The sequence below is a fragment of the Schaalia canis genome, from assembly GCF_003858455.1.
In the GTDB taxonomy this organism is placed as follows: Bacteria; Actinomycetota; Actinomycetes; order Actinomycetales; family Actinomycetaceae; genus Pauljensenia; species Pauljensenia canis.
Map to the genome: position 1 here is coordinate 493,944 of NZ_RQZF01000001.1, position 24,113 is coordinate 518,056.

The window sequence follows — 24,113 nt, forward strand, 5'->3', positions numbered from 1 at the left end:
TCGCCAGTCAAAGGGTTACGGGTGAAGAGGGTGGTCGGTGTAGAAGTTGGCGGCCTCGCTGAGAACCTCCATGGTCTGGTCAAGCATCTTTGAGTGGTGCAAGAAGCCATGGATGACGCCATCAACCTCGTGGAAGAGATGAGGAACGCTGCAGAGGGTGAGGATTTCTGCCAGTGTGCGTGAATCGTCCCGAAGGGGGTCAAGGCCTGCGGCGACGACGTAGCTTGGCGGGATGCCGTGGCTGAAGTCGTTGCGGAGGATATTGAAGTAGGGATCGTCAACGTCGGCCAGATCGGGAAGATACTGGCCAAGATAGTAGGCGTAGTCCTCCTCGGTCAGACCATCCCAACTTCCGCCCAGCAGGCGCATTGACATGGAGTCTTTCAGGCCGTAGGCGCCGTAGAAAAGCAGCATGGTCCGAACGCTGCTCAGAGTGCCTTCGTCACGCATCATGAGCATGGTTGCTACGGCCATATTTGCTCCGGCGGAGTCTCCTGCAAAGGAGATATCCTCGGGGTCAATACTCCATTTTTCTGCGTTGTCGCGAATGTGCGTCACGACGTCGACACATTCGTGAATCTGCCGAGGGAACTGAGCGTCGGGAGCCAGGGTGTAGTCGATACTCACAACCGCTGCTCCTGTGAGGTGGCAGAGGGTGCGGGCAATGCGGTCGTGAGTATCAACGTCCCCGATGACCCAGCCGCCGCCATGCATGTAGACGATGAGGGGCAGGGTGTCCTCGGCAGTTGGGCGGTAGTAGCGTACGCGCACCTGCCCGTAGCGAGTAGGAGCGTTGTAGTCGGTGACAACGGCAACGCTGGGGCCGCCCTCGTTCCAGAAGGCGCGCTCTGTCCGATAGGCCTGGCGCATGTCTTCCAGGCTTTGGCCGGTGACGTAGGCGTCTTTTGCGAGCTCATTTTGTGTGTCGACCACGCGGCCCATTTGTTCGGTCCACAGGCGAGGAACGTCGTACTTGTGCCCCATGAGTGTTCCTTAGGCGTTGGGTTCGGCGTCGATTTCGGCGTTGCGCTTGCGGGCAACAACGACGAGGGCGAAGGCGCAGACTGCAGCAATGGCGGCGGCTGCTGCCAGGATGAGGAAGATCTGGTTGTATGCCACTGCGGGGTTGTCTTGGTGGGCGTCACGGATGGAGCCGAACCAGATGTAGGAGAAAGTGTCGGGCAGGAATCCAATAACTGAGAGCAGGCCTGTGGCGGTGCCAAAGACACTGACAGGAACCTTACCTTCTGTGAGCTGGCTGGAGCAGATGCCAAAGACACCGTTGGCGATGAAGGCCAGGAGGATAGCCATGGCAACTGCGACGTAGGCCAGGGAGGCTTGCGCGGGCAGGAAGGCGAAGATAATCAGGCCGATCATGACAACGACGGAGCCTGCGCCGATGACCTTCGAGGGTGAGCCGAGTTTTCCGGCGATTGCACCGAAGAAGGGGGCCGAGATCAGGGAGACGCCATAGGTACGGACGGTACCGACCACAAGAACGATGCCGGGGGCAATGTTCATGACGTTATTCATGTAGCCGGTGGTCTGGTTGACGCCGGTGTAGAAGAAGTAGACGAAGAAGAGGGTGAGTGCGGCCAGCCAGACAACGGGGTTGGAGAGGACTTGGCCGAGCTGTGTGAAGTTGAATCCGCCTTCGGATGAGCCGATTTCACCTTCGAACTTCGGGATGAAAAGGAAGGAGAGGATGGCGAGGGCCATGATGACGCTGCCCAGGACGATGAGCAGGGTGCGCATGGGGATAATGTCTCCCTGGTCGGTCAGGTTCGAGACGATGGCGGCGTTGACGAAGCCGAGGATGAGACCTGCCAGGCCGTAGAAGCCGTAGGAGAGGCCAATGTTCCGCGAATAGCCTTCTTCTTCGGAGATGAGGCGCACAAGCTTAAAGCGGATGCCCCACCAGATGAGGATGGTGGTGATACCCATGGCGACGAAGAGGCCGATGAGGGTGGTGTAGGAGGGGAAGAATGCGTACCAGTAGGTGAGCAGTGCGGTGCTGCCAAAGCCTACCCAGGCCAGGGTGCGGACGCGGACGCGGTCAGCGACGATGCCGGAGGGCAGGTAGCACACCAGTGCCGTCCATGAGTAGGCGGCCAGGAGCGTACCAAGGGTGGTGGCGACGTTTTCTTGGCTGGCTGCTCCTGATGCGATGAGTGCTTTGCCGAGGGGTTCGTCAAAGACGTATTGGAGGTAGGCGGGCGTATAGATGATGGAGCTGCCGATGGAGACCAGAATGAGCAAGAAGATGCGGTGGAAGCGTGAGAGGTCATCCGCATGGCGTTCCTGAGTAAGCAGACTCAGCACTGTGGCCACCTTTCTTTCAGTGAGGGCAGGGGTATTGAGCTTCTTTTAGGCGCCCACTATGCTTCGCTTTTTAACACCATCCCCAAAAAGAGATGAAATACTTTAATAGCGACAAATTGAGGCTTTACTCAGATCGACATTGATCGTTGAAGCATGATCATTTGTCAGCACCGTGGAACGTCTTGAAGAAAGCCTATCCACCCTTCCTTGGTGGCTCCTAGACCTTGGTCCCGAGGCTCTTATCAGGCATTTTGGACAGTTCGCGTCCAAAAATGCCTTCTCCGCACGGCGATGCGGATTACGACACTCGCGTCATCATTTTGGACGATTTAAGTCCATTTATCCCAAAATAAAACTCGCCAAAAGTTCTCAAAAAATCGGCCACACAACTTCTCAGATGTCTGACAAAATAGCCCCCACAACTTACTTTTTCTCCATTACAAAGTGACCAGATGGTCATTATTATGGGCTGAATTAAGAGAAAAAGTGTTCAGCACGCAATATTTCATTCGACTTTTCCTTAGCGCAGGAAAAGCGCTCTACACTCTGAGGCTTGTGTACGCAATAGTGCGCAATGTACGCGGCACACCACGTACATTGCGCACTAAGCCGTACATAACGCACTAAAACGTGCGACACACACCTACAGCAGCCCCAATGCCTTCATTGCAGTTGAGAGTCGGTCGATCTCCTCATCATGCGGGGCAACCAAAGGTAGGCGAACAGTGGGCGAGGCAATAGTCCCCTGCAGGTACACGGCCCACTTGGCCATGACGGCCCCCTGTCCCCCACCCATAATGGCGTCAACAAGAGGCTGAACTTGGCGAACGATGTCGCGAGCTTCTTCCAGGTCGCCACGATCGAAAGCATCGGTCATGCGTCGGTAGTAGGGAGCGGCAACGTGCCCAACAACGGAGACGGATCCAGAGCCGCCTGCTTCAAGGAAATCGAGATTGAGGGCGTCATCGCCGGAGTACCATTCAAGTCCTGTGCGGCGCAGGCGTTCGCCACCCTGGGCAACATTACCGGTGGCGTCCTTCAGGGCGTGGATGCGCGGGTGGTGCGCAAGCAAGTCAATGGTTTCATCGCTGAGCGCCAGGCCTGTGCGTCCGGGGATATCGTAGAGCATGATCGGCAGGTCAACGGCGTCAGCGATGGCGCGGACGTGGGCTTGGACACCCTCCTGAGAGGGGCGATTGTAGTAGGGGGTGACGACAAGCAGGCCATGAGCACCGTGTTCTTGGGCTCCTTGGGCGATTCGGACAGCGTGAGCGGTGTCGTTTGATCCGGCTCCGCAGAAAACAAACACCTCACGGCCCACAGCTTCGACAACCGCTGCAGTGAGTTCGTTCTTTTCCGGCTGGTGCGTGGTGGGTGATTCACCGGTTGTCCCCGACAGGAGGATAGCGTCGCAACCGTCATCGACGAGCTTCCGGGCGAGACGCACGGCTGATTCAACATCCAGTGCGCCGTCTTCGGTAAATGGGGTGACCATTGCGGGAGCGAAGGAACCAAATGTGCGTGTCGCTTGTGTTGTCATGCCCCCACCCTAGGCCCCCCACATGAGCCGCATCACAGGTGTCCACAATGTAGCCTGCTTCTTCGGCCTCGCTCCCCACCGGCAACGCTCACTCTGGGACCTATGATCCAGACAACGCTGAACTGGCCCTTCTTAGCTCAGCTCAGACTCGTCCACCACAGGTGCTCGTCCGCGACAGCTCCGGGCATCTGCAGGTGGCGTCTCAACCCCGAGGGAGTAAACCCCGCACTTTGAAGGAAGCGCACGCGCGCCTCGTCCTCGGCACCCACCCAGATACGCAGGTTTGCGGTTTTGCAGGTTTCAGCCAAGGCGTTGAGCAGGCGCGACCCGTGACCTGAGCGCTGGAAATGCGCGTTCACTTCGAGGGCAACGATCTCTGTACCTGCCGGGATGGCTGCACGCTTTTGCGGGATTTCAGGCAGTTCTTCGCCGGGGATTGCGCAGATGAATCCACCAACGGACTGTCCGTGGATGGCAACAAGGGTGTGGCATCCATCGGGGGCGGGTTCGCTCAGGGTTTGCGCCCAGTGCGCGTGGAATGCCTCCGTTTCGGGCAGTGCGGCAATGATGCTCTCGACCTGCTCGGTAGCTTTCTTCGCTGTGAGCGTTGTTTCAATGTGTGTCTGTAGTGCGGCGCGTTGGATTTGGGCGATAGCTTGCGCATCTTCTGGGCGGGCTACGCGCACGGTGCGGTCGGTGCCCGCAGATGCCGTGGTAACAGAATCGCTGGGGTGGTCTCCGGCGGCGTGAGTGTCGCAGCAGTTCTCGCTCATACGAGTCCCATCACAGTATCGAGGCCGACAGTCAAGCCGGGCAGGCGTTCAATGGAGCGCACGGCAAGGAGGACGCCTGGCATGAAGGAGACACGGTCGAAGCAGTCGGTGCGGATGCTCAGTTGTTCCCCTGCGTTACCGAGCAGGATTTCTTCGTGAGCGACCAGGCCGCGCAGGCGCACGGAGTGGACGGGGACACCCTCAACGAGGCCGCCGCGCGCGCCCAGCGGGTCGGAGGTGGTGGCGTCAGGCATGGGCGCGCATTCTGCTGCGCCTCGGGCGTGAGCGATTTTTTGCGCGGTGGCGAGCGCCGTGCCGGATGGGGCGTCGACTTTGTTGGGGTGATGGAGTTCGATGACTTCGGCGCTTTCAAAGTATGGGGCGGCGAGGGCGGCAAAGTGCATGGCGAGGACGGCCGAGATCGCAAAGTTGGGTGCGATGATGACGTTGCGGCCCGTTAGCGTTGCCTGTTCGCGGACGCGGGAAAGGGAGGACTCGTCCCATCCGGTGGTGCCAACGACGACGTGCAGACCGGCGTCAAGGAGGGCGTGCACATTGCCTTCGGTGGCAGAGGGGGTTGTGAAGTCTACGGCAATGCTCGCACCGGCAAGATTTTCTGAGGCGATGGGAGTGTCAGCGTCACACTGAGCGACACATTCCATGTCGGGGGCGGCCGCGAGGGCCTCGACAACGGTGGATCCCATGCGCCCACTGGCGCCAATCACAGCGACTCGAATCATTGGTGTCTCCTGTCGGGTAGCGCGCTCAGCGGTTTTTCGGCATGACGACCGCGCGGCGTAGAGGGTGGGAGGCCAGTTCGGTGGCCAGCTCACGTACCTGTTCGGCGGTGACGGCTTCAAGGCGTTGCAGGGCTGCACTGACTGTCAGGTATCGTCCCTGGATTTCGGAGCGTCCGACGCGCGACATGCGCGACCAGTTGTCCTCCAGACCGAGGGCAAGGCCGCCACGGAGCTGGCCGCGCACACGCACGAGTTCTTCTTCGGTGGGGCCATCTGCGGCGAGCAGGTGGAGTTGATCGGTCATAATGCGTTCGACTTCTGCGAGTTTCGATGGCGAGGTTCCGGCGTACATGCCGAAAGCGCCGGCTTCGGAGTATGCCGAGTCGAAGGCGTAGGTGGAGTAGGCCAGGCCACGCTTTTCGCGCACTTCTTGGAAGAGGCGCGAGGACATGGACCCTCCCAAGACTGACAGCAGCACGGACATGACGGGGCGGCGCTCGTCGCCCACACGCATGGAGGGGGTGCCGATGACGATGTGTGCTTGTTCGACGTCACGGTATCGGATGATGTCGCCAGCGTCTGGGCCTTCGCTGGGGTTGCGGTAGGTGGCGTTGGCGCTGTCGGTGCTGCGCCTGGGGCGCGGGACTGAGTAGTCTGTCATGGCGTCTGCCCAGGAGGATTTCTCAAGTTCCTCGATGACTTTTTCAACGAGGGCATCATGGTTGACATTGCCCGCTGCGGCCACCACAAGGTTATTGGGTGCGTAGTGGGTCTGGTAGTGGGCCCAGACGTCGTCACGTTGGACGGCTTGGATGATTTCACTGGTGCCGCCAATGGGTCGGCCCAGAGGTGTGTCGCCGTGGATCGCGAGTTGGAAGGCTTCGTGGACGACTTCGGTGGGGCTGTCTTCTGACATGGCGAGTTCGTCAAGGATCACGCCGCGTTCTGTTTCAAAGGCTTCGGGGGTCAACAGGGACCCGGTCACCATATCGGTGAGGGTTTCAACGGCCATTGGAAGGTCTGCGTCGAGGACGCGCGCCCAGTAGTCGGTGGTTTCTTTTCCTGTTCCCGCGTTTGATTCTCCGCCGACTCCGTCGAAGGCTGAGGCGATGTCAAGGGCGCTACGAGCGGCTGTTCCTTTGAAGAGGAGGTGTTCGAGGAAGTGTGTTGAGCCCGCGTGTTCGGGGAGTTCATCTCGGGAGCCTACAGGGACCCACATACTCACGCCCACTGAACGTGTGGCGGGGACATCTTGGCTGATGATGCGCACTCCAGAGGGGAGGATGGTGCGGGTGACGGTGGTGTCACCGTCGGAGAAGCTCATTGCTGCGGGGTGGGTGGTGCCGCTAGGAGAGGCTGGGGTTTCGTCGAAAAGCGGCAGTTCAATGAAGGGTGAGCTCAATGGAGGTTCCTCATGGGGCGTGGGGACGTTCTCCACGAGTCTACTGCGCTTTTCTCTGTGGTGGCTTCAGCTATCGCTTTGCGGAACGAGGGCGCCGCCTGTCAGTGCAAGGTTGAGCTGGTAGACGTGAGGCGGGCATTGGGGTCCGTTCGGTTCGACGAGGACGGGCCGACCTTGAGTCTGAAGGGTGTTTTCGTGGCCTTGAGTGTTGGTGTAGGTGAGGGCGATTGAGAGGGTGTCGTCTGAACCGTAGTCAATGGGCAAGGTGATGTAGTCCTCCCCACTGTCAGTGGGGCTCGTGGTTATCTCTGCAGAGAGAACGCTGCCGCTGCCGTCGTCAACACTCAGACGTGCTTTACTGCCGGGTGTTGCTTCTGAAGCTGGTAGAACAATAGTGATGCCACCCTGAGCACCGATTTCAGTGCAGGCGATGGTGGGAGTATCCATGTTCGCGTTGTTATTTGAGGGACCGGGATAGGCTCGGGGGATTAGGACGAGGTAGGTGCCAACGGCTCCGATTGCAATACCGAGAATGACGCTGAGAACTGCGACTACTGCTGTGGGGGCGCTGTGTTCTTCTGCCATGCCTGTGCCTCTTCTTTGTCGGCTTTTCTTTCAGCCTAGTTGTCTGTGCAGGTCAACGCCATTGCAGGCCGCGTGCAGGACTGTTACTAGACCTGCTGATACGGTCTTTGCCTCTCAAAGCGAATGACGGCGGAATAGGTCTGATGCCCGTGGTTTTCGCTGCGGGGCGGAAACCACGGGCATCAGGTGCTGGCTCGTTGAGTGTCACTCGCCTTTGACAGCGACGAGTGTATCTCCCTGGAGGTCAAGGTTGACCTGGTAAACGCTCGGTCCGCAATTGGGGCCGTTGGGCTCAACGAGGACGGAGTTCGCCTTTGTCGTCACGGTCTTTTCCGCGCCTGAGGCGTCGGTGTAGGTCAGAGTGATGGTCAGTTCGGTGTCCTTGTCGTACTCGACGGGGATTCGCACGAATTGCTCCTCCACTGCATCGTCGACGGTGGTGCGGGAGCTGATGGCCGTCTCGCTACCGTCATTGATGCTGACAACGATCTCGCTACCAGCTTTCACAGAGGCGGTGGGAATACCAATGTTGACCCCACCTTCAGCGCCAATGAGCGTGCAATCCTGCGAGGGTTCGCTTGCTGGCATGTCAGCAGCTTGGCGTGCAGGGACGAAGAAAAAGACGCCCAAGCCTCCGACGATCAGTCCCAGCACTGCTGCGCAGACAGCGACAGTGGTAACAAGACCATTGCGTGAATCACTCATTGTTCTCTCCTCAGTGGTAGACGAGTGCATCGGGAGCACTTTTTCTTTGACGACTTCTACCTTAACCCCGCTTTTGGGCTGAAAATGCCTCTGACGTGGACTTTAGGGGCCAATTCAGGGTCAGCTCAGGGTGATCCCTGTGGGTGTTTCCATGAGAAAAACTGTGCCCGCATCCCAACATCATTGGGCTGCGGGCACAGTCAAGAGGTGCTGCTAGGACTGTTTCAGTCCGTCAGACTCATTCAGCGTTTTCGCTGTCAGAGTCTTCACGCTTGCGGCGAGTGCGGGTGCGGGGACGACGCTCACGACGTTCACCGCGGTCACGGCGGCCTTCGCTTCGTTCACCGCGCTCAGCGCGCTCACGGGGAGCGTCCTCGCCAGCGGCTTCCTGAGCGGCTGCTTCCATTTCTTCGGAAACAACAGCATGCAAGGAGAGCTTGCCGCGGTCACCGATCTCAGCGATCTCGACCTCGACCTGCTGGCCGACAGCAAGGACGTCCTCGACCGATTCAACGCGCTTACCACCAACGAGGCGGCGAACCTGCGAAATGTGGAGCAGGCCATCCTTGCCGGGGGTCAGGGAGACGAAAGCACCGAAGGAGGTCGTCTTAACAACCGTACCAACGAAACGCTCGCCAACCTCAGGCATCTGGGGGTTAGCAATCTGGTTCACCATTGCGCGGGCGGCTTCAGCGGCGGTGCCATCGGTGGCGGCAATGTAGACAGTGCCGTCATCCTCAATGGTCAGGTCAGCGCCAGTCTCATCCTGAATCTGGTTGATCATCTTGCCCTTGGGGCCGATGACCTCACCAATCTTGTCAACGGGAACCTGGACGGTGATGATGCGAGGAGCATGGGGGCTCATCTCATCGGGGCCGTCGATTGCGTCGTTGATGACATTGAGGATGGCCAGGCGAGCGTCGCGGGCTTGAGCCAGTGCCGCACGCAGAAGCTGGGAGTCAATGCCGTCAAGCTTGGTGTCAAGCTGCAGGGCGGTGATGAAGTCAGCGGTGCCCGCAACCTTGAAGTCCATGTCACCGAAGCCGTCTTCTGCGCCGAGGATGTCGGTGAGGGTCACGGACTTGGTTTCGCCGTCGACCTCGCCAGTCATCAGGCCCATGGCAATACCGGCCACGGGTGCGCGCAGGGGGACGCCGGCCTGCAGCAGGGACAGGGTGGAGGCGCAGACCGAGCCCATGGAGGTCGAGCCGTTGGAGCCCAGAGCCTCAGAGACCTGACGGATAGCGTAGGGGAACTCTTCGCGGCTAGGCAGGACGGGCTTGAGGGCGCGCTCTGCCAGGTCGCCGTGGCCGATCTCGCGGCGCTTGGGGGATCCCACACGACCGGTTTCACCGGTGGAGAAGGGCGGGAAGTTGTACTGGTGCATGTAGCGCTTGGCGGTCACCGGCGAAAGGTTGTCAAGCTGCTGCTCCATGCGCAGCATTGCCAGGGTAGTGACACCCATAATCTGGGTTTCGCCACGCTCGAAAATGGCCGAGCCGTGAACGCGGGGCAGAACTTCAACCTCGGCACCCAGGGAGCGGATCTGGGTGGGGGTACGGCCGTCCATGCGGACACCTTCACGCAGGGTGCGCTGACGGATGGTGTACTTCTCAAGGGAGCGGAATGCTGCCTTGAGTTCCTTTTCGTCCTCGGGCCATTCCTCTGCGAGGGCGTCAAGCATGTCGGCGCGAACAGCGTCAACAGCTTCTTCACGAGCCTTCTTGCCCTCGGTCAGCAGAGCGGCAGCGAGCTTGTCGCCTACCCACTTCTCAACGGCGGCGTACTGCTCGTCGGTGTAGTCAAGGAAGAGGGGGAACTCTGCGGTTTCCTTCGATGCGGTCTTGGCGACTTCAATCTGGGCTTCGCACAGGGCGCGGATGAAGGGCTTTGCCGCTTCGAGGCCGTCAGCGACAACCTCTTCGGTGGGAGCGGGGGCGCCAGCGGCGATCAGCTCCCACTGGTTGTCGCCGCCACCGGCTTCAACCATCATGATGGCAACGTCTTCACTGCCGTCTTCAGCGACCACAATGCGGCCTGCGACGACGATGTTGAAGACGGAGCGTTCCAGCTCAGACCAGCGGGGGAAGGCCACCCACTGACCGTCAATGAGGGCCAGGCGGGTACCACCGATGGGTCCCGAGAAGGGCAGGCCGGCGATCTGGGTGGACATGGAGGCAGCGTTGATCGCGAGGACGTCGTAGGCGTCATCGGGGTGTGCGGCCAGAACAGTTTCGACGACCTGAACCTCGTTGCGCAGGCCCTTGACGAAGCCGGGGCGCAGGGGGCGGTCGATGAGGCGGGCAGCGAGGATGGCCTCGGTGCCGGGGCGGCCTTCACGGCGGAAGAAGGAGCCGGGGATGCGGCCTGCTGCGTAGGAGCGTTCTTCAACGTCGACGGTCAGGGGGAAGAAGTCGAATTGATCCTTGGGGTGCTTACCAACGGTGGTAGCGGACAGGATCGCGGTTTCATCGTCGAGGTAGGCCATGGCGCTACCTGCGGCTTGCTTGGCCAGTCGGCCAGTTTCGAAGCGCACGACGCGCTTGCCGAAACGGCCATTGTCGATAATCGCTTCTGCTGCGACGATCTCGGGGCCTTCCATCATGGGGGAATTCTCCTTGGTGTTACTTCTATGGAAATCAGTGGAGAGAGGTCACGCCCCGAGTCGGCCTTCGATCGAAGCCCACGGCATCGGCGCATCTGCCGTTCGCAGTGTGAGCGGTCCGTGAGCCACTGTCGAAAACCGGGTCGGCTGCGGCGTTGTCCTCTACGTAGTGAACCGGCCCGGTTCCAGATGGATCCGGGCCGGTGACAAATCAGCGGCGCAGGCCGAGACGTTCGATGAGGGAGCGGTAGCGCTCAATGTCGATGTCGGCCAGGTAGCCCAGCAGGCGCTTGCGGCGACCAACCAGCAGGAGCAGGCCACGACGGGAGTGGTGATCGTGCTTGTGGGTCTTGAAGTGCTCGGTGAGGTCCTTGATGCGGCGGGTCAGCAGCGCAACCTGAACCTCGGGGGAGCCGGTGTCGCCCTCGTGGGTAGCGTACTCGGCGATGATCTGGTCCTTGACGTCCTTGCTCAGCGGCACAGGCTTCTCCTTAATGTCGTTGCACGGAGCTCCACAGCTTTTCTGTGGGGCATACGTTCCGTGGCCGATATGACGGCTTCGCTAGCTTATCACGCCCTCTTCCTTTCCCCTTCCTCGCACATGAGTGATATCGATGTATAGACGGGTGATTTCACCCACCCCACCTGCTTGAACTTTTCTACATATCGAGGAATGTTGCGCACACCACCCTCAAATTACTTGCGCGCGCAACTAATGTTGGGTCTATACTCAATGCATGGCAACCAACGAGGACTGGGAAACATGGAAGAGTTACCTCTTCACTGCTTCCCGAATACTTGCGGGAGCAGAAACCCAATTGCAGGCTGAAGCAAACATCAGCCTCTCAGACTTTGATGTGCTCGTCACGCTGCACAGCGCACCTGACCACTCACTCTCAATGTCTTGCCTGAAGGAAACCGTGCTCGTCACCACCTCAGGACTGTCCCGATCCGTGAGCAGACTCCACAGCCGTGGATGGCTCCTCAAAGAAAGTGCACCCCATGACAAACGACAAATCACTGTCACCCTCACCCCTGAGGGCAAACACGCACTGTTAGAGATCCAACCCATCCACTACTCCTACGTGCGTGAACGATTTTTCGAAGCCCTTAGCGCCAAGGATCAACGCGCGCTCGGCCTCGCCCTCACGCACCTGAGCGATCACCTGCTCTCTGAGAACTCTTAACCCCACTGAACAAAAAGGACACTCCCATGCAAATCGGCGTTTTCACCGTTTCTGACATCACCACCGACCCCACCACCGGCCGCACTCCCACCGAGAACGACCGCATCAAGGCTGGCGTGGCCATCGCAAAGGCCGCCGAGGAATCCGGCCTCGACGTCTTTGGCCTGGGCGAACACCACAACCCACCCTTCTACTCCTCCTCCCCCACCACCACCCTGGCCTACATTGCGGCTCAGACAAAGACCCTTCAGCTCACCACCGCAACCACGCTGATCACCACCAACGACCCGGTGAAGATCGCTGAAGACTACGCCATGCTCCAGCACCTGGCTGAGGGCCGCGTCGACCTGACGATGGGCCGCGGCAACACCGGCCCCGTCTACCCCTGGTTCGGCAAGGACATCCGCGAAGGTATTTCCTTGGCTGTGGAAAACTACCACCTGCTGCACCGCCTGTGGACCGAAGACGTGGTGAACTGGGAAGGCCAGTTCCGCACTCCGCTGCGTTCCTTCACCTCCACCCCCCGTCCTCTTGATGGCGTGGCTCCCTTCGTCTGGCACGGCTCCATCCGTTCGCCTCAGATTGCTGAGCAGGCTGCCTACTATGGCGATGGCTTCTTCCACAACAACATCTTCTGGAAGTCCGAGCACACCAAGGCCATGATCGACCTGTACCGCGAGCGCTACGAGCACTACGGCCACGGCCGCGCTGACCAGGCAATCGTGGGTATTGGCGGCCAGGCATTCATGGCGAAGAACTCCCAGGATGCCGTCAACATCTTCCGCCCCTACTTCGATAACGCTCCCGTGTACGGCCACGGCCCCTCGCTGGAGGACTTCACCACTGACACCCCGCTGACCGTGGGTTCGCCTCAGCAGGTGATCGACCGCTACGCCGCTATGCGCGACGAGTACGGCAACCTGCAGCGCATCATGTTCCTCATTGACCACGCTGGCCTGCCCCTGGATATGGTTCTTGAGCAGGTTCACATGCTTGGTACCGAGGTTGCTCCTGCTCTGCGCGAGGCGTACGATTCGGCCCGTCCGGCCGATGTGCCCGACGCTCCTACTCACGCTTCTCGCGTTGCCGCTCGTGACGAGGCTCTGCGCGCCGCTGGCGAGGCCGACTGGGATGCTGAGTACCGTTTCGAAACTGGTGACAACTGGACTGGCCTGCGCGCTGAAGAGCGCTCAGCTGAGAACGCGAAGGGAATGCGCTGATCATGACGACGTTGCGACTTGTCGCCGTCTCCTCGGGACTGTCGGTCCCATCATCAACCCGCATGTTGGTTGATGCTGCCGTCGAGTCGGCCAGCGACTACGCTCGCTCCCTTGGTCACGAGGTTGAGGTAGAGGTCATCGAACTGCGTGACTTGGCAATGGATGTTGCTCAGGTCATGGTGACGGGAATGCCTCAAAACCGTGTGGAGGCAGCGCTTGATGCGCTTGAAGCTGCAGACGCTGTGATCGCTGTGACCCCCGTGTTTGCCGGATCCTACGCCGGTGTCTTTAAGTCCTTCATGGACCTGGTGGGCACCCAGCGCCTGGATGGCACCCCTGTGTTCCTCGGGGCAACCGGCGGTTCTGTCCGCCACTCCCTGGCTGTGGATCACGCACTGCGTCCGCTCTTTGCGACCTTGCATGCACAGGTGACGGCAACGGGCGTGTTCGCTGCAACTGAGGATTTCGGTTCCTCCTGGAAGGGACAGAACGCCTCTGGCCTGGCTCCGCGTATTGCTCGGGCGTCCAAGGAACTCATTAACTTGGCATTGGCTCGCCTGGGTGCTGCCCCTGCTCAGGACGATGATCCGGTAGGGACACCTGGCCCGCAGGCAGTGGCCAAACTGCTGAAGTCTGACGGTACGGCAGGGCGCCTGCGCCCTGACCTGGAGGATTTCCTCCCGATGGCAGACTTGCTCAAGTAGGGGGATTGAGCGGATGGGGGGTGAAGAAGCAGTGCTTCTTCACCCCCCATCCATATGTTGATGTTCCGTGATTGCCGACTTACTCCGTGTCACTGGTGCGCCAGGATTCAGGGAACGCGCAGTTCTGTTAGAGGATCACGCTGAGCGGCCCACAAGGCAGGCACGATGCACAGCAGGGTGCTGGCTGATACGAGCGCCACTGATACCGCCACGTGAAAATCCCACGGAGGAACGGGCTGGCCCAGCGCCACCATAATGGCTGAGGCCACCCCTGCTCCAATGCCTGCCCCCAGCAGTGTGAGAACGGCAACCTGTCCCACGGTCAGGCCAATAATCATGAGTCGGCTTGCGCCGAGGGCACGCCTGCGGCCCAGGTCTTTGCGGCGCAGCAGGACTACTGCCCACACCACCAGCATGGTGGCTCCAGCTCCTGCGCCTAGCACGCCGACGATGAGGGAATGAGAGCTTGCAGTGAGTTCCCCGTCAATGGCTGCCCGTAGTGAGGCGTAGGCTTGGGAGGTTGCCAGATTGTATTCCTGGCTGGTGTAGCCGCGCATCTGGCCGCGCACCAATTCGGTGAGAAGTGGGAGCTCGTCGGCAGAGCGAGCGGCAAGGAAGATCGCGCTCAGCCCTTCAGGGCGTTCAACGGGGACAAGGATTGTTGGGCTGAGTTCCGCCAAGTGTTCGGGCAGTGTGATGTCCCCGATAACGGTGATTTCCTTGCCGTCGTGAGCCACGCGCACTCCCCCACCCTCGGCAGGCAGGCCTAAAAGGTCATAGGCGTCAGGGGTGGCAAAGCCCGCCAAACCATCCCCATAGTGGGAGGCAGCATGAGTGGAGGCGCGCTCAAGCAATTCCCGCGCGAAACCACCATAAACAAGGCGCGCGCCAACCCGTTTACCCGCGTTCACTTCAGCGTTAACCACGTCCACGGTCACACTAAAACCGATCGCTGATTCGACAATGTCAAGGCGTTCAAGGGCATCAAGGATGCTCGGTTCCAGAGGAACAGTGGGGTTTGTGGAGTAAATACTGATGGAGCGCGTGCCCACATTATCCACGGTGGAGAGCACCTTCGATTGGGCTGCGGCTGATAGCCCAGCGGTGCCAAGGACCGCGCCAACTGCTCCGCCTGCGATAAGAAGCACCACCAGGGAGGTGACGAGTTGAGCTCGGCACGACAGGATGATTTCGCGAAGAAAGGGCCAGAGTACCCGGGGGCGCTGCGTTCTCATCGGGCACCCCGTATTTCTGGCATCTGGGCGCTTGTAGCGGCGCGCGTCGGTGCAGGAATGTGAACGTGCTGGTCAGAGAATGCTGCAACCTGCGGGTCGTGAGTGACGACAATAACGCTGGCGCCCTCGTTGGCAGCTCGTCGCAGCATATTCATCACAGCCTGCCCACTATCGGGGTCGAGGTTTCCTGTGGGTTCGTCAGCGAAGATGACGCGCGGGCGTCCGAGAAGGGCCCGACACAAGGCGATGCGTTGAGCTTGACCGCCTGAGATCTGGCCGGGACGCCTATCAAGGGGAACATCGACGTTCATTGTTGCCAGTAGTTCGCGCGCGTAGGCGGCGTGTTCCTTCGCAGCCTGCCCCCGATACAGGCAGGATTCGAGGACGTTGTCCAACACCGTGCGGGTGGTGTCCAGGGCGCTATCTTGAAAGACGAAGCCGAAATTGTGGGCGCGGATGTGGGAGCGCTGCGCGTCTGAGAGATTATCGACGCGCTCGCCGTCAAGAAGAATCTCACCTGAACGTGGGCGGATCAGGAGAGCTGCAAGGAAGAGCCTGGTGGATTTTCCGCAGCCGGATTCTCCGGTCATGGCGGTGATCTGCCCGGCGTTGAAGGTGTGACTCCAATTCGTCACGACTTCTTCGGAGCTGCCGGGATAGGTGAAGTGCACCTCGTGGGCTTGCAAGGTCGCCATGGTGCCCCTAGGAGTGGGTCGATTGGGGCGTGCTGCCCTCAGTGCCGCCAGTACCGGGATCGTCATTGCCGCCCGAGGTTCCAGCATCATCAGGTGTGCCAGTGCTTCCTTGCCCGTCAGAGGGAGTCTCGGCTGGAGCGCCGCCACTACCGGAAGTGCCACTTTCGCCCCAGACTCGCACGCGCGCGTCGGCCTCGATACCGTCGACAACTGCCTGTCCGCCGACGGTGGTGAGCACGTGAACGGGCACTTGAGTACCGTCCTCGCGCACGATCACCGGCTGTCCGCCAGCATCCACGCGCAGGGCGTTGATGGGCACAACCGTGCCGGTAGCCTCTGGGATGACGACGATGCTTGCTTCGATTCCTCGCATGCCTTGGGCGGGAATGAGGTGGCAGTCGGGGGCGCAGATACTTGCAGAGCCTTCAGGGGGGAGGATTTCAGCGATAAGTTCGCTGGTTTCTTCATCCTTGGTGATGGTGCCGATGCGGGCGGGCCACTGGTGTCCGTCGTGATTGAGCGTCAGGGTGAGGCCTTCGCGGATTGCCCCAAGCTGCGTGTCGGCGATTTTCATGGAAAAACTGGGAGAAGCTCCATAGACCTTGACAAGGGCGGTACCGGCTTGGAGTTCAGAACCCACCTGAACCTCGTCCTCCCAGGCGAATCCCACGGGAAGTTCCGGGGTGAAAAGCACCTGTCCCAGGGGGATCATGCCTGTTTCTTCGAGGTCCTGATCTTTTTGCCAGGCTTTGAGGGCGCGTTCGGTGGCGTTACCGAATTTACCGTCTGGGATCAGACCCCATCCCCAGTAGTCGAAAAGGTAGGCCTGCAGTTGGGCAACGTCCTCACCCTCAACATCCTTTGCGAGGTCGCGGAAGGCGGGCACGGTGCCGGGCAGAACGTACACGGGGCTGAGGTCAACGGTGTAGAGCACGTCGCCTGCGCCGATCCTGCCTGAACGCCCACTGTCGATGGAGGTCAGTGTGCCCGCACGTTTAGCGACGAGGCGTGAGGTGCTTTGCCATTGTGCAGCAACCGCCATCTTCAGCGTGCGGCCTAGGCTTCCTTCGTTGGTGGTGGCGATGGCGTAGGTGCGGGCGGTGTGTTCTTCCTGGGGTGGCAGCAGGAGGGTGCGTCCTGCCCATCCAAGGCCCACGCCTGCAAGGACGAGGACGGCAACCAGTGCCAGAATGCCTGCAGGAAAGCGTTTGCGCCCACGGACAGTGCTGCGAGCGGCGGGCTCGGGTTGGTGAGCCTCGCGGAGCGTTGGCGGGGTAGGTTCCGTCATCACAACCTCCTTATCCTGAGAGGCAACCATAGTGAATGAAAATGAGAGAACAGGGCAGCGGCCACGATAAGAGATTCTTCGTGAGCGCGGTAGTTGTCTTTGCCTGTGCGGTCAAACGGTAACAACTCGACAGGTCTTTTCTTCACCAATAGGGGCAGATCGCACGAAACTCAAAAACCTCACGGGGGTTCATTTGAGCAGTGTCAACGAGTTCCACCTGCGGATTCCACTTCACTGGGCCAGAAAGATACTCTTCGGTGTATTGCTGCAACGAAGGCGGGTCCGAGAGATCAAAACCCTGGCTCTCAGCGCATCGGGCGAATTCAACTTGTGCCTCGTAGTCCTGGGCTGCTGATTCTCGCGTGAGTGCCGGCATTGTCGGCATCGGGCCAGCCTTTTGCGCACACTCACGTCCGTCCTTCACATAGGACGTTTCCTGACCGGCATAGTCAGGCGTTGTGACAGCAACCGCCGGGGTATTCGGATCCTCAATCGCGTGCCCCTGCCACCCTTTTTCTTCCATGCACACAAGGATTTCTGACCAATAATTGGTTAACCCCTCGTAATACTCTTTCAACGAGGCACTCGGCGCTTCACGCTGAGCGTTGGTGAAGAAAACCTCGAAAGTTTCGTCCACTTCATCAGCGTCGCTCTGTGCAAGTGACTGAGCAGCATCCAGAGGGCGCAGACTTTCACCTGCGTCCTGTTGAGCGCTCGGAAGCCCTTGAGAGCAGCCCGCCACCGACAGAACAGTCACGGCGAATACAGACATTCGACGCACAGTCGCCCTACCCATAGAAATCCTTGTCATCCATCTCCACCTTTCTCCGCTCACCATGGGCACATCTCATACAATGCCCTCATTCTGTTGGTTGGGGCTTCAAAGACTTTCATAGCCTCGGCGTAAGGAATCCATGGAACTTGAGCGGATAGAACATCATCTCGAAAGACGGTTCGCGAAGGCGGATCACTCAAAGAGTAGCCTTTAGCCGTAAAGCACTGATGGAATGCCACATAGCTGTCGTAAAGCTCGTCTGCGCTTTTTACCGAAGGTTCCGGCCCCTGCGGTTCAGGACCGAGCTGTTCAAAACACGCACGCGTATCTGCGCTGAAAGCCTCAACCCGCCCAAACCAACCATCCAGACGAATCATAACAAAGGGAGTAAAGGGATCCTCGACCTCTTGTTCAGGCCAACCTCGATCCTCCATACACCCACTATATTTCAGCCAATACTCCGTCAAATCGTGATTAAACTGCGCATAGCTGGCAGAAGGTTCGGCCTTCAACGGGTTATCCAAAATATCGAGAGGTAAGTCTTCTTCCCCATTGACACTCTCGGGCAGCGGCACATTCGACTGAGGAGTTACTGCCTGGTATTGAGATAGCCCATCATCGTCAGATAGCTCGACGCTGGGCGTCACTGCACAAGACGAGATGAGGCATAGGGAGGTCAGTACCACACCGTGAAAAATCACCTGTTGCCACTGGAGCATTCCAAGGCAACGAGGAATAGTTCTTGAAACATGGTGAGTCACCAAGGACACCGTTCATACAGCTCTGCGATCGTCATATCCTGCGGAAGGTCATCCTTATTCAGGTAGAAAAGGGGCGTCCATGGAGTTTTTTCGATGACAAAAGAATCGACATAGCGTTGTTCTGATGGGAACTCAGGCAACGGAGCACCAAGTTCTATCAAACAGGCATGAGCCTTTCGGGCACGCACATATTCCTTTAACGCAAGTTCGCGGGTAAACACGGGAGGGAGCGGATTGGGGCCAGCTTCAATGAGGCATTCTTTAGCATCTGCAACATAGCGATCGCGATCATCCCACCACCCCTCAAGCCGTAAGGAAACATGAGCCGTGTAGGGATTAACAAGGATAGGAGCAGGCCATTCCCGCCCTTCCATACACGACGAGAAACGATTCCAATGCTCAGTTTTTTCGCGGTAATAGGTCACCATATCGATTGACGGATCAGCGACTACCGTAGGATCCAACAGATCAATGGGCAGCCCCTCGCCAGATTCCTCAAGTTCGCCCGCAGGAGCTGTGCCGACACTCTGGTTTTGGTCAGAACCATAAGCTCCAAGAGCAACGCTTTGTGCGCTTTCCTCTGTAGTGGAGGTGCAGGCACCTAAAGCAAGAGCGAGAGACAACACCAGGACAGGGAGAGCCTTTTTCATCTTTTCCTCAATGACTTCACCGCTTCGCTGGTGAGAGCACACGAACTCCCACCAGCGAATGACGTCAGAAATTGCCGTTAATGCAGTGCGGCTTCACCCAACGGATGCCAACTGATGCTTCAGCCGTCCAAGGGCCACCTCCACGACCCCTTTGGCCTGCGTCAGCCCAGCCGTAGTATCCCTGATAAGAGAAATACTCGACATGCTGCCACATGGCTCCAGGAGCACGCAGATATCCGGATCCCCAGACCAACGCATCAATGCCGCCAACCTGCCTTGCGAGACACCACTTATAGCCCTCTCGGATGGACGCATTTGCAACGTTTGTCGACAGCACAAGCATGACAGTTGCAGCGATTGCCACCAACGAGGTCATACGGGATTTCTTGGTCAACATCTTCGTTTCCTTCCTGGTTCATCACAGCCTCATTACTGCGATAGAAGCACGCTAAACACCCACTATACCTGTAGTCAATAGTTTTTAGGACATAATCCATTTTTTCACACCAACATTCCAGCAACCCACATCTGCCCAATCGCGCTACGCTGGAGATGACAGCAAAGGAGCTTGCTATGAACACACGCATAAGCACCCAAGATGCTACTGCTACGCCTGTCCGAATGCGCTGGGTTTTCCTTTTGCCCCTCATCATCCCCGCAGCGCTCCTCTGCATAACAGCATGGGCATGGCTACAGTCCTGGCTGGGAAACCCTCCTGCCTACGCAGGCGAATATTTCCTATGGTCCAATATCGCCCTGGTCACCATCCTGGCACCGCTTGTTGTCGCCATTTACGTCGTTAGCGGGGCTTTTGCCTTCAAGCTCTTCACCGGAAAGCAGCGCACGATCTTCAGCCTACTACTCGCGCTACCAGCAATCGCATTAGCCCTCTTCTGGGTGGTGGCCTTCTCTGTTGAGATGGGCGCACCAGAAGCGATGAGCTCCTGGGTTGCCGTTCTCTTCACCCTCTCCCTGCCTGTTGCACTGTTTGCTGGACTTGCAGCGTTTCGGCTGTCACGCAAGTAGAAAAGCGAACAACCGCCTCGTGAACCTTCCTCTGATCTGGTTCACCAGGGGCACAGCTCATAGATCTGTTGTGAAGATTTTTGGCTAAACAGAGGGTCGGTTTCCTCGTCGATCTTGACGCCTTCAAGACCGACCATCGGATTCCACATGGCGTGGTGAACAAGGAAGTCATCAAAAAACTTTTGCTTGGACGGGAACTCTGGCATGCGCGCCCCATGCGCCACTAAACATTCGTGAGCAGACTTGGCCTTTGCGTATTCTTCCTCAGCAAGTTCGGGCGTAGCAACGGGCGGCATGGGGATCGGCGGAGCACTGGCCTGACAGGCATCGAAGTCTCGCGCGTATCGCTGGGGATCCACTTCACTCCCCGCCGTTTGGATCCCCATTTGAGGGGTATAGATCCCTGGGAGCTCAATGGCAGGCCAGCCTTTATCTTCCATACAATGAGAGAGCTCCAGATAGTAGTCGCCATTTGCTTTGTAATAAGCGGCGAAATTCTCAGACGGTTCGGCTGTCCTATCGCCATCCAATATATCGAGAGTCAGTAAGGATTCCGCCCCCTCTGGTCCAGCATCGGCCGCGCTTGATGAAGTATCGCTATAGCTTCGTAAGGACTGTGACTGCTCGTCGTTATCTTCACCGCCGGAACAGCCTGCCGTCAACACTGCGAGGGCGGCGAACACAAAAACGAGTGACAGGAAGCCTTGTCGTCTAGAAAATGGAAACACCTGCGCCTTCCCTCCCCGTGTCACCACGGGCACATCTCGTAGATGGCCTTAAACGGCTTTGTGCCAAACACAGGATCATTGCTGTGATCAAATTCCCCGAGACCAAAATTGTGCGCAGGATCCCACATGTATTGCTTGCCGATAAAGTAATCAAAGAAGGTCTGCTTGGAAGGAAACTCCGGCAAGTTTGCCCCATGCGCCACCAAACATGCATGAGCAGACTTGGCCTTTTCGTATTCTTTCTCAGCCACTTCAACACTCACCTCTGGCGGCATTGGCATTCCAGGGCCATGAGCCTGGCAGTGTTCAAAATCTTCGGTGTAACGCTTCGGATCAGCGTCATGTCCGACAAACACCACCCCGACATTAGGGGTGTTCGAATCCTCTACATGGAAACGCGGCCAGCCCTTATCCTCCATGCAGGTGGCCAGTTGAAAGTAATAATCACTCTGGGCACGGTAGTAGGCCTCGAAAGAATCCACTGCCTCGCCGACATTGTCGGTGCCCAAGATATCAGGAGGAATCAGCTGGCCTTCTTCGAATGCTGCCTGGCCATCGTCAGAGTGCGTGCTTCCCGACTGGCTCCCACCAGTGTGGTCATGGGCAGACGGATTAAGCGCAGCCAAATCTGCACCCGCATTGTCCGCTACCCCCTCACCACTACCAGCAGAGGCACACCCAGATGCACCTATTGCCAACGCGCACAGCGCAACAAGAGGGCGCCACCGTCCTCGTGAAACCGCGCGTGTCCGATGCGTCCTTGCCATCGCCATAACGAGCCCCCATGCGTCAACGGCCAACGTCGGCCATTCAAACTCTGTACCTCACAGCCTACACGTATTTGACCATTCTACAAGATTCGAGCCGCATCCTACCCGCCACCCCATTAATAAAGACGCCACCGCCACGTCACGCCAAAGAAGTAACGCCCCTTAGTGAGCTGTCACAGCCGCAGGATCCACACGGCCCGACACGCCCACACCCAGGACAAAAGCCGTCACACGCAGATCATCATCCATCTGACACAACAGGTCATCAAGGGAATCGAAGGTCATCATCGGGCGAATCTTCGACACGAAGGTCACAGCCACCCGCTCGCCGTACAGGTTCAAATCCGAACGCCCCAACACATGAGCCTCAACGGTGCGTTTCTCACCATCAAACTGGGGGTTTGTCCCTACCGAGATTGCCGCCGGAAGGAACTCCCCCGCCGTCGTACCAGGCACCTGACGCACCAGCCATCCCGCATAGACGCCATCGCCTGGGATCACGCCTTCGACGTCCTCACTGAGGTTAGCCGTGGGGAATCCCAGCTCACGGCCCCGCTTAAACCCATGCTCCACGGTGCCGCGAATCCGATGCATGTGGCCAAGCACGCGGGCTGCCCCTGCGACATCACCCTCTGCCAAGAGCTCACGCACCCACGAAGAGGACCAGCGCCGCCCCTCGGGAGCCTCAATATCAGCCACCATCACCACGTCAAAGCCGTGCTCGCGTCCTAGCTCACGCAGGGTGTCAATATCACCACTATTACCGCAGCCAAAACGGAAGTCCTCACCGACAACGATCTCCACTGCCCCCAGTGTGTCCACCAAGTACGTCAGCGCGAATTCCTCGGCCGTCAGAGAATACACACTCTGGTCGTAGTGGATGACGAAGGCAGCATCCACGCCGGTCGCAGCAATCGCATCCAGACGATCCTGCAGGGGGTTAATGAGAGTCAGGCCAGACTCAGGGCGGTGAATACTTGCGGGGTGAGGATCAAAAGTGCACGCCACCGCCTGAACCTCGCGACGGCGCGCACGATCACGACAGGTAGCGATGACGCGGCGGTGACCGCGGTGCATTCCATCAAAATTGCCGATGGTGACCACCGACTGCGTGCCAGCGGGAATATCGGCTAGCGAGGTCCAAACCTGCACAAGTGCTCCTTCATCTGTCCCAAGTGACGGTTTCGTCTCTTAGGAAAAGACCAAAATAGTTTTCACGGCATTATTGACAATATGGGCCAAGCCCATCACCGTTTGCCCGTCAGCAGCGATAACAGCGATGGGGTCCTCCCCCGCTATCTCTCGCAAGGCATCGAGTTCATCCCCCTGGCGGCGTGGAGCCTGCCCATGAGCAAAAAGCTCCGTCTCACGCTCGTTGAGAACCATCTCAGAGAACATAGTGCGCACGGCATCATCAAGGGACATCAGCGGCAGAGGCGGACGGCCCTCACCACCTGCTTCTTCATGCTGGCGAGCAATCTGTTCAAGTTCGGCCAGCGGGTGGGCATCGTTCAGAGTAAAAGGCCCCACACGAATACGGCGCAGGAAAGTCAGGTGGGCGCCAACCCCCAGGTGCTCACCAATATCACGGGCCAGAGCACGCACGTAAGTCCCCGAGGAACAATCCACCACCAGGTCACAGTCAACGACTGGCACATCCTGGGTAGGGCTGCTCGCGCCTCCCTCGCAGTCCGCTGCGTCCACGTTCTGGGGTGCGGTGGTGGCCTCGTCAATAGGCATCGTTGCTGGGCGAGGCTCCCCGGCGCTGGCCAGGCAGCCAATGTGCACCGGGCGGGCGGGCAGTTCCACTTCCACCCCTTCACGCACAAGGGCGTGGGCACGTTTGCCGTCAACCTTAATAGCCGACACGCTGGAAGGGACTTGCATAATGTCGCCGCGCAAGGGAGCCAGTGCTGCTTCAAGCTCGGCGTCAGTGAGGCCACTGCATCCTCGTGCGGAGGTAATCTGCCCTTCGGCGTCCTCGGTGGAGGTGGTGGCACCCAGACGCATCGTGGCCAGGTAGGCTTTAGTGTCCCCCGTAATCCAGGTGAGCAATCGCGTTGCTTTCCCTAATCCACAAACAAGGACACCCGTTGCCATCGGGTCGAGGGTACCGGCGTGGCCAACCTTGCGGGTACGTGCCAGGCGGCGCACGCGCGCCACGACATCATGGCTGGTCATGCCAGCAGGCTTGTCAATGATGAGGATGCCCGAGGGAGCAGTCGGGTCGGCTTTACGCGCCATAAGTGAGGGTTCTCAGTTCAGGTTCTTAGGGTTAGCTACCTGAGCGATTGTAGCAAGGGAGACGAGGGAACCCTCAGGTGGTTGGGTGACCGTCGGTGACACCAGGATCCACGTTGCACCGGTGGCGCATGGTCGCTCGGAAACATCTAAGCCCAGGT

At 58.9% G+C, this 24,113-nt stretch carries 25 protein-coding genes; 4 read left to right on the top strand and 21 right to left on the bottom strand.

The genetic code is table 11. The features are described from left to right. Nucleotides 1-15 precede the first annotated feature (15 nt). From aes to rpsO, 10 genes are all read right to left on the bottom strand, one after another. A complete protein-coding gene (aes, locus tag EII11_RS02080; RefSeq protein ID WP_124868049.1) occupies nucleotides 16-984 on the bottom strand; it encodes an acetyl esterase in 969 nt (322 codons plus the stop codon). A 9-nt stretch (nucleotides 985-993) separates the two neighbouring features. Next, a complete protein-coding gene (locus tag EII11_RS02085; RefSeq protein ID WP_124868051.1) occupies nucleotides 994-2,322 on the bottom strand; it encodes an MFS transporter in 1,329 nt (442 codons plus the stop codon). Between the two features lie 643 nt (nucleotides 2,323-2,965). Continuing rightward, nucleotides 2,966-3,862: a 4-hydroxy-tetrahydrodipicolinate synthase gene (gene dapA / locus EII11_RS02090; RefSeq protein ID WP_124868053.1), complete on the bottom strand. Its 897-nt coding sequence runs from the start codon at nucleotides 3,860-3,862 to the stop codon at nucleotides 2,966-2,968. 137 nt (nucleotides 3,863-3,999) lie between these two features. After that, nucleotides 4,000-4,635: a GNAT family N-acetyltransferase gene (locus EII11_RS02095; RefSeq protein WP_124868055.1), complete on the bottom strand. Its 636-nt coding sequence runs from the start codon at nucleotides 4,633-4,635 to the stop codon at nucleotides 4,000-4,002. Continuing rightward, nucleotides 4,632-5,375, bottom strand: a complete 744-nt coding sequence (dapB, locus tag EII11_RS02100; protein ID WP_124868057.1) for a 4-hydroxy-tetrahydrodipicolinate reductase — start codon at nucleotides 5,373-5,375, stop codon at nucleotides 4,632-4,634. Before dapB ends, EII11_RS02095 begins: the two co-directional genes overlap by 4 nt. A gap of 25 nt (nucleotides 5,376-5,400) precedes the next feature. Next, nucleotides 5,401-6,699, bottom strand: coding sequence for a M16 family metallopeptidase (locus EII11_RS02105; RefSeq protein WP_124868320.1), 1,299 nt, complete (start codon nucleotides 6,697-6,699; stop codon nucleotides 5,401-5,403). A 144-nt stretch (nucleotides 6,700-6,843) separates the two neighbouring features. Continuing rightward, nucleotides 6,844-7,362, bottom strand: coding sequence for a hypothetical protein (locus tag EII11_RS02110; protein WP_124868059.1), 519 nt, complete (start codon nucleotides 7,360-7,362; stop codon nucleotides 6,844-6,846). 204 nt (nucleotides 7,363-7,566) lie between these two features. Beyond that, nucleotides 7,567-8,067: a hypothetical protein gene (locus tag EII11_RS02115; protein WP_124868061.1), complete on the bottom strand. Its 501-nt coding sequence runs from the start codon at nucleotides 8,065-8,067 to the stop codon at nucleotides 7,567-7,569. Nucleotides 8,068-8,305: 238 nt separating this feature from the next. After that, on the bottom strand, nucleotides 8,306-10,672 hold the full coding sequence (locus tag EII11_RS02120; RefSeq protein WP_124868063.1) for a polyribonucleotide nucleotidyltransferase: 2,367 nt from the start codon (nucleotides 10,670-10,672) through the stop codon (nucleotides 8,306-8,308). Between the two features lie 211 nt (nucleotides 10,673-10,883). Beyond that, nucleotides 10,884-11,153 (bottom strand): 30S ribosomal protein S15, encoded by a 270-nt coding sequence (gene rpsO / locus EII11_RS02125; RefSeq protein WP_124868065.1) that lies wholly within the window; start codon nucleotides 11,151-11,153, stop codon nucleotides 10,884-10,886. A 256-nt stretch (nucleotides 11,154-11,409) separates the two neighbouring features. On the opposite strand from rpsO, the gene EII11_RS02130 reads away from it, so the two are divergent. From EII11_RS02130 to EII11_RS02140, 3 genes are read left to right on the top strand one after another with little or no spacing between them, the layout of a single operon-like run. Then, on the top strand, nucleotides 11,410-11,859 hold the full coding sequence (locus tag EII11_RS02130) for a MarR family winged helix-turn-helix transcriptional regulator (RefSeq protein WP_124868067.1): 450 nt from the start codon (nucleotides 11,410-11,412) through the stop codon (nucleotides 11,857-11,859). Between the two features lie 26 nt (nucleotides 11,860-11,885). Beyond that, nucleotides 11,886-13,079 carry an LLM class flavin-dependent oxidoreductase gene (locus EII11_RS02135; RefSeq protein ID WP_124868069.1) on the top strand — a complete coding sequence of 398 codons (1,194 nt, stop codon included), beginning with the start codon at nucleotides 11,886-11,888 and terminating at the stop codon, nucleotides 13,077-13,079. Nucleotides 13,080-13,081: 2 nt separating this feature from the next. Beyond that, nucleotides 13,082-13,783 carry a CE1759 family FMN reductase gene (locus tag EII11_RS02140; RefSeq protein ID WP_205649194.1) on the top strand — a complete coding sequence of 234 codons (702 nt, stop codon included), beginning with the start codon at nucleotides 13,082-13,084 and terminating at the stop codon, nucleotides 13,781-13,783. Nucleotides 13,784-13,890: 107 nt separating this feature from the next. Here the strand turns inward: EII11_RS02140 and EII11_RS02145 are convergent, their stop codons facing one another. From EII11_RS02145 to EII11_RS02175, 7 genes are all read right to left on the bottom strand, one after another. Continuing rightward, a complete protein-coding gene (locus EII11_RS02145) occupies nucleotides 13,891-15,018 on the bottom strand; it encodes an ABC transporter permease (protein ID WP_124868071.1) in 1,128 nt (375 codons plus the stop codon). Then, entirely contained in the window at nucleotides 15,015-15,713 is a 699-nt protein-coding gene (locus EII11_RS02150; RefSeq protein ID WP_124868073.1) for an ABC transporter ATP-binding protein, read from the bottom strand. The genes EII11_RS02145 and EII11_RS02150 overlap by 4 nt, the downstream gene beginning before the upstream one ends. Nucleotides 15,714-15,720: 7 nt before the next feature. Next, on the bottom strand, nucleotides 15,721-17,001 hold the full coding sequence (locus EII11_RS02155) for a peptidoglycan-binding domain-containing protein (RefSeq protein ID WP_165867028.1): 1,281 nt from the start codon (nucleotides 16,999-17,001) through the stop codon (nucleotides 15,721-15,723). 142 nt (nucleotides 17,002-17,143) lie between these two features. Next, nucleotides 17,144-17,773, bottom strand: a complete 630-nt coding sequence (locus tag EII11_RS02160) for a hypothetical protein (protein WP_165867029.1) — start codon at nucleotides 17,771-17,773, stop codon at nucleotides 17,144-17,146. Between the two features lie 59 nt (nucleotides 17,774-17,832). Continuing rightward, on the bottom strand, nucleotides 17,833-18,423 hold the full coding sequence (locus EII11_RS02165; protein ID WP_165867030.1) for a hypothetical protein: 591 nt from the start codon (nucleotides 18,421-18,423) through the stop codon (nucleotides 17,833-17,835). A 110-nt stretch (nucleotides 18,424-18,533) separates the two neighbouring features. Next, nucleotides 18,534-19,187: a hypothetical protein gene (locus tag EII11_RS02170; protein ID WP_124868081.1), complete on the bottom strand. Its 654-nt coding sequence runs from the start codon at nucleotides 19,185-19,187 to the stop codon at nucleotides 18,534-18,536. Between the two features lie 64 nt (nucleotides 19,188-19,251). Further along, nucleotides 19,252-19,584: a hypothetical protein gene (locus EII11_RS02175; protein WP_124868083.1), complete on the bottom strand. Its 333-nt coding sequence runs from the start codon at nucleotides 19,582-19,584 to the stop codon at nucleotides 19,252-19,254. Between the two features lie 176 nt (nucleotides 19,585-19,760). Between EII11_RS02175 and EII11_RS02180 the strand changes: the two genes are divergently transcribed. Next, nucleotides 19,761-20,213, top strand: a complete 453-nt coding sequence (locus tag EII11_RS02180) for a hypothetical protein (RefSeq protein ID WP_124868085.1) — start codon at nucleotides 19,761-19,763, stop codon at nucleotides 20,211-20,213. 41 nt (nucleotides 20,214-20,254) lie between these two features. On the opposite strand, the gene EII11_RS02185 is transcribed toward EII11_RS02180, so the two are convergent. The 4 genes from EII11_RS02185 to truB all read right to left on the bottom strand — a co-directional run bounded on the left by EII11_RS02185 (nucleotide 20,255) and on the right by truB (nucleotide 23,955). Further along, the gene (locus EII11_RS02185) at nucleotides 20,255-20,941 is read right to left on the bottom strand and encodes a hypothetical protein (protein ID WP_124868087.1); all 687 of its coding nucleotides are present in this window, start codon (nucleotides 20,939-20,941) and stop codon (nucleotides 20,255-20,257) included. A 20-nt stretch (nucleotides 20,942-20,961) separates the two neighbouring features. After that, nucleotides 20,962-21,450: a hypothetical protein gene (locus EII11_RS02190; RefSeq protein WP_165867031.1), complete on the bottom strand. Its 489-nt coding sequence runs from the start codon at nucleotides 21,448-21,450 to the stop codon at nucleotides 20,962-20,964. A gap of 423 nt (nucleotides 21,451-21,873) precedes the next feature. Further along, nucleotides 21,874-22,863 carry a bifunctional riboflavin kinase/FAD synthetase gene (locus EII11_RS02195; protein WP_124868091.1) on the bottom strand — a complete coding sequence of 330 codons (990 nt, stop codon included), beginning with the start codon at nucleotides 22,861-22,863 and terminating at the stop codon, nucleotides 21,874-21,876. A 39-nt stretch (nucleotides 22,864-22,902) separates the two neighbouring features. Further along, complete coding sequence (truB, locus tag EII11_RS02200; protein ID WP_124868093.1) at nucleotides 22,903-23,955, bottom strand: tRNA pseudouridine(55) synthase TruB; 1,053 nt, start codon at nucleotides 23,953-23,955, stop codon at nucleotides 22,903-22,905. Nucleotides 23,956-24,113: the final 158 nt, after the last annotated feature.